1 protein-coding gene is annotated in these 1,342 nt (G+C 37.8%); it reads right to left on the bottom strand.

Annotated features, from left to right (window positions below):
• Positions 1 to 63: 63 nt before the first annotated feature.
• Positions 64 to 1,056 (bottom strand): IS110 family transposase, encoded by a 993-nt coding sequence (locus tag C7460_RS23430; protein ID WP_115870567.1) that lies wholly within the window; start codon positions 1,054 to 1,056, stop codon positions 64 to 66.
• Positions 1,057 to 1,342: the final 286 nt, after the last annotated feature.

Raw genomic sequence — 1,342 nt, 5'->3', positions numbered from 1 at the left:
ACAAATAAATACTGCCTGCCTGTATTCTAAGACTTAATCAAATAAAATGAGTGCAATTTTTGATCAAGCTGCAAACTTATAAGTTTCAACATATGGTGTACCTCTTTGAACAACAGCAAATATTCTGGACAAGAGCTTATTTCTGACAATATTTAAAGTGCTCATTTCATTTTTACCCTCACTTATTCTACGTTGATAGTACAATTTCATTTCAGGGTTGAACTGGATGGCTGTTCCTGCACAACAGGTTAGTAAAGCTTTAATTCTTTTGTTGGCTAAATGGCTAACTTTCTTTTTTCGTATCATTGTTCCTGACTCATAGGGAAAAGGAGCAATTCCTGAGTAACTGGCGAACTTTCTCCATTCATTGAACGATTTAAACCCTTGGGTGAGTATGATCATAAGCAGAGCTGTTTGAGGTCCCACCCCTTTAATACTGTTGATCAGCTTAAATTGATTTGACAACTCTGGATCTTCTTCAATGAGTCGATAGAGTTCATCTTCTACTTTTTTAATTTCTTCATTTTGGAGTTCAATCATTCTTTGATGCGAAGCAAATAGGACTTGATGATCGTCTCTTTTGAGGATTGACTTGTATTCCTTAAAACGCCCTTTGAAAGCAGCTCGCTCTTTGACCAACCTTTCACGGTATGATAGTAACCTTTGGAGTTGTAACTGTCGATTATCTGGCATAACATAAGGCTTTATCTTTTCCCGTTTCTCGTAGACGTATTCGGCGATTGCCCGTGCATCAACCTTATCGTTTTTGCCTCTTCTCATACCCAAAGATCTTTTTAACTCCAGTCCTGGAATTACTGCGAAAACGTATTGGTTCTCATTAAGAAAAATAGATAAAGAAAGAGAGTACAATCCTGTATGCTCAAAGGCAAACAATACTTGTTCTAATGAACAGTGGGTGTGCTTGCAAACCCATTCGATCATTTCCTCAAAACCCCTCTCATTGTTGTCAAGTTTGCAATGGATATTTTCGCCGTAAATAGAAATGTCCAGATGGGATTTGCTTACATCAATACCGATAAACGCTTTAAAATTCATAACTTGGATGTCTTAAAATGATAAAATGAATTGCCCAAACTAACACCTTTAGAAGGCCTCGAAACCTAAAATTCTAATTGGTTCTGACGGGCAATCCTGGAAAGAGTGGGGACTGATACAGGCAATAGGTCGTTAACCTGGCCGGCAAGAAAGTTCACCCCATTCTTTTCCTAATTTATACTTATCCACACTATTCACAAATTATGAGTCTCCCCCTAGAACCCCCTCATGTGGATAATAGTAGTAGTCTTAGAATATCAATAGATTGTAAACCTAAAGGCCGGCA

The organism is Marinoscillum furvescens DSM 4134 (genome assembly GCF_003386095.1).
Classification (GTDB): Bacteria; Bacteroidota; Bacteroidia; order Cytophagales; family Cyclobacteriaceae; genus Marinoscillum; species Marinoscillum furvescens.
Note: the sequence above shows the minus strand (reverse complement) of the source record. Positions and strands in the feature narration are given on the sequence as shown.

Excerpts from the sequence above, each read along its gene's own strand:
- C7460_RS23430 (WP_115870567.1), bottom strand. The coding sequence starts at position 1,056 with ATGAATTTTAAAGCGTTTATCGGTATTGATGTAAGCAAATCCCATCTG.